Origin of the sequence: Flavihumibacter sp. CACIAM 22H1 (assembly GCF_001601815.1) — a bacterium.
Lineage (GTDB): Bacteria > Bacteroidota > Bacteroidia > Chitinophagales > Chitinophagaceae > Flavihumibacter.
The window spans coordinates 4,158-7,400 of sequence record NZ_LUKG01000071.1 but is presented as its reverse complement, the minus strand read 5'-3'; the positions used below and the strand labels follow the sequence as shown (position 1 = coordinate 7,400).

Genomic DNA, 3,243 nt, shown 5'->3' with positions numbered 1-3,243 from the left:
ACCTATACCAACAAATGGAAAAAATTAGGTTATCAGCTTGGATTAAGAGCGGAAAGCTCTGAATACGACGGAGAAGTGCTAACCACCACCCCTCCTCCCGGAAGCAAGGACACCTTGATGGGATACGGCAACAGCTTCCCGCTCAGCCTTTTCCCCAGTGCTTTCCTTACCTATCAGCTATCTGATAATGACGAGTTGGGCTTTAATGTTACCCGCCGGATCAACCGGCCGAACTTTTTCCAGCTATTCCCATTCACCGATTATTCCGATACCCTTAACCTTACCAGGGGAAATGCTAATCTGCGCCCGGAATTCACGGCTTCCTTTGAATTGAGTTACCAGAAAAAATATGGTTCCGGAAACTCGCTCATAGCCAGTATTTATTACAAGTATACCACCAACCTGATCACACGCAACCAGGTTGAAATGGAAAATCCGTTCAATGGCAACGAAGAGCTGGTAATCAGTTATATCAATGCCGATAACAGCCGTATTGGCGGTTTTGAGCTGATCGGCAGAAACAAGCTTACCAAGTGGTGGGAACTCGTTTCCAACTTTAACCTGTACCAGTCCAAGATTAATGCCAACCAACCGGGAATTCCTAACCAGGATGCTATTAACTCTTATTTTATTAAACTGAATAACAGTATAAAACTAACCAAACAATTAAGCCTGCAGGTGAGCGGCAGTTACACGTCAAAAACCATTCTGCCACCTGGTGGAGGTGGCGGCGGCGGATTTATGTTTGGCGGTCCGCAAACCACCGCGCAGGGATATATACGTCCAAGGTATGAAGTAGAAGCTGCCCTGCGGTATGAATTCTTGAAAGAAAGAAGAGCCAATCTTACCCTGGCCATCAATGATATTTTCAGAACTAATATTTATGACCAGTACAGCGCTTCTCCAGGATTTGAACAAAATACCTGGCGCCTGCGCGATCCGCAGATCCTGCGATTGAATTTCAGCTGGAGATTTGGTAAATTTGACACCTCCCTGTTCAAGCGCAAAAATATCAAAGGCGATATGCAGAACATGCAGAATATGAGCGAAGGTGTACAATTTTTGATACCATGAATTCCTATCATATACGATTTGCAATGGCCCCTGATGCAGGGGCCATTGCGCTTATTTGCCATACAGGTTTTTACCAGGTACATGAATCGGGATTTGTTAAACAAGATCTGGAAAGTTTTTGTCAGCAGGCCTATGCCCCGGAAGCAATTGCTACCGACCTGGAAAAAGAGGACCGGTTTTATCTTGTTTTGGTTTGTGACGAAAAACCGGTAGGCTGCTTACGAATGGCTCCACCAACCCTTGACCTGGCAAAACCCGATTCTTCCGGATTTGAACTGGCGCGGTTTTACCTGGAGCAAGGCCACCAATCAGGTGGTTGGGGCGGTAAAATGTTGGCAATGGCAGAAAATGAAACGAGACGTCGGGGCTACCGAAATATTTGGCTGCATGTGTTTATACCGAATTCACGCGCGCAGGCATTTTATTTGCGTCATGGCTACCAGAAAATGGGGCAGGAAAAACTGATCTACCGGCAATCTCAACCAACCGGCTTTGTTCTAAAAAAGTCGTTGGTTGCAGGCGATCCTGCATAGGCTTTTGTAGGATTCGTACCAGCTGCAGAACAGCGGAAAGCAAAAAAACGATCGCAACTGCCAGGTGGATGCTTCGCTGCGAAGCATTGATGCGCTGTACCAGCCATTTGCCCCCGAAAATAAACAGCAATAAACCCAGTATGGTTCCAAATGCTATTCCAAGCGTATATACATTAAAATGAAGAGAATCGGGCTGTAATAACTGGGTACTAAATAAATAACTGCTCCATAAAAACCAAAACGGAATCTGCACAGGATTGATGGCACTCATGGAAATTCCCAGCCAAAACCGGTTCACCCGGTTATTCAATAACACCGGTTGAGCCGTACTGTTTTTTTTTCGGGCAGTCAGCAGGCTGCTGATTCCTAGTACGGCAAAAAGCACAACGGTTGCCCATTCCATGTAATAAAATATCGTCTGGTTGGCTAAGATCCAGTCTATCCCCTTTAATGACAACCGCACATAGATCAACTCCACCAACGCTACCCCCAATGCATAATAGAGTGCTTTACGCACTGTTTCCTGAACGGCTATCTGCATAGCCGTAATATTCAGCGTACCCAGTGGTAAACTACCAAGAAAACTGATGGTTAGTCCGGCCAGGAATAAAACTATAAGATTTACCATGTAATGAACAGCTAAACGTAGAGTTGCGCAATGGTCTTTTCAAAACGGGCATTATCGCGAAACATTTTTACCCCGTCTCTAAAACGCATATAAGGTATGCCTTTTTTATGGTTACTTCGGCTGATCCTGTAACACCAGTTCCAATGCCGTATAATCTCTTTCCAGGCGAAAAAAATGGAATGTTCCGGATCATACATATGGGTAGGTTCTGAGCCGGCCCCATTCAGTTCGATAATACTGAACGCCTTTCCGGCTTCCAACTCCTCCCAGCTTCTGAAGCGGATGTCCATGCGGCCATAATAAAAACCTTTCACCTGTTGCATAATGGTATCAATCTGCGCCTCCAGTTCCCTGGTTGCCCGAAAGGAGTCATCAATAAATAGAGCGCCACGGGCATGGTTTCCATAAGGTACCAGCTCCTTTTTTTCGCCTTGGGGGAGAACGGTATCAAGCAGGGAGCCATGCATTTTTTGAAGTGCATCCAGTTGAAGGATAAAGCGTTTGTTCTGCTGGCAAAGTTCGCGGATGCTATGTTTCCCGTCTCCGGTTACTGAGAGGAACTCTTTGCTAACAATACCGGTTATACGCCCTTTTTTTTCGTCGGGGTACCTGCAATAAAATATGCCTGCTTCCAACGGAAGGTCGGCATATTCCTGTACCAGGAAATCAAGGGGAGATTCCTGGCAGTAAGCAGCCAGTTCCTCCTGGTTTTTAAGTTTCCGAACCCCCATTCCCCTGGCACCAATATCCGGTTTAGCGATCAGCGGGTACACAAGCCCCGCTTCCTGAACTTGTTTGGCCACGGCCTGGGGATCAGCAGGTAGTGCAACAGCAATTGTTTTAGGATAGAAATCAGGCGGAATCAGCGCGTAGATCTTTTTCTTGGATTCCATTAAAAACCCTCCATTTTCTATCAGTGGGTTCGAAGCCGAAAAATAGAAAAATGAGCGGGCGCGAAGGCAGTAAAAAAACCACACTGGCAGCAAGGGTGTGTATACGGTGGCGAAA

The 3,243-nt window shown here is 46.1% G+C and carries 3 protein-coding genes and 1 pseudogene; 2 read left to right on the top strand and 2 right to left on the bottom strand.

From position 1 onward, the window contains the following. Nucleotides 1–1,074: outer membrane beta-barrel family protein (locus tag A1D16_RS16675; protein ID WP_290711569.1), on the top strand; the 1,074-nt coding region annotated here is incomplete at its 5' end. Continuing rightward, nucleotides 1,071–1,472 (top strand): annotated as a pseudogene (locus A1D16_RS21745) (GNAT family N-acetyltransferase); the annotation flags it as partial. The gene A1D16_RS16675 and the pseudogene A1D16_RS21745, both read left to right, overlap by 4 nt. Here the strand turns inward: A1D16_RS21745 and A1D16_RS16670 are convergent. Further along, the gene (locus tag A1D16_RS16670) at nt 1,468–2,235 is read right to left on the bottom strand and encodes a LysE family transporter (RefSeq protein WP_290711567.1); all 768 of its coding nucleotides are present in this window, start codon (nt 2,233–2,235) and stop codon (nt 1,468–1,470) included. The pseudogene A1D16_RS21745 and the gene A1D16_RS16670 sit on opposite strands and share 5 nt — an antisense overlap. An 11-nt stretch (nt 2,236–2,246) precedes the next feature. Beyond that, on the bottom strand, nt 2,247–3,243 hold a 997-nt coding region (locus A1D16_RS16665; RefSeq protein ID WP_290711564.1), incomplete at its 5' end, for a hypothetical protein.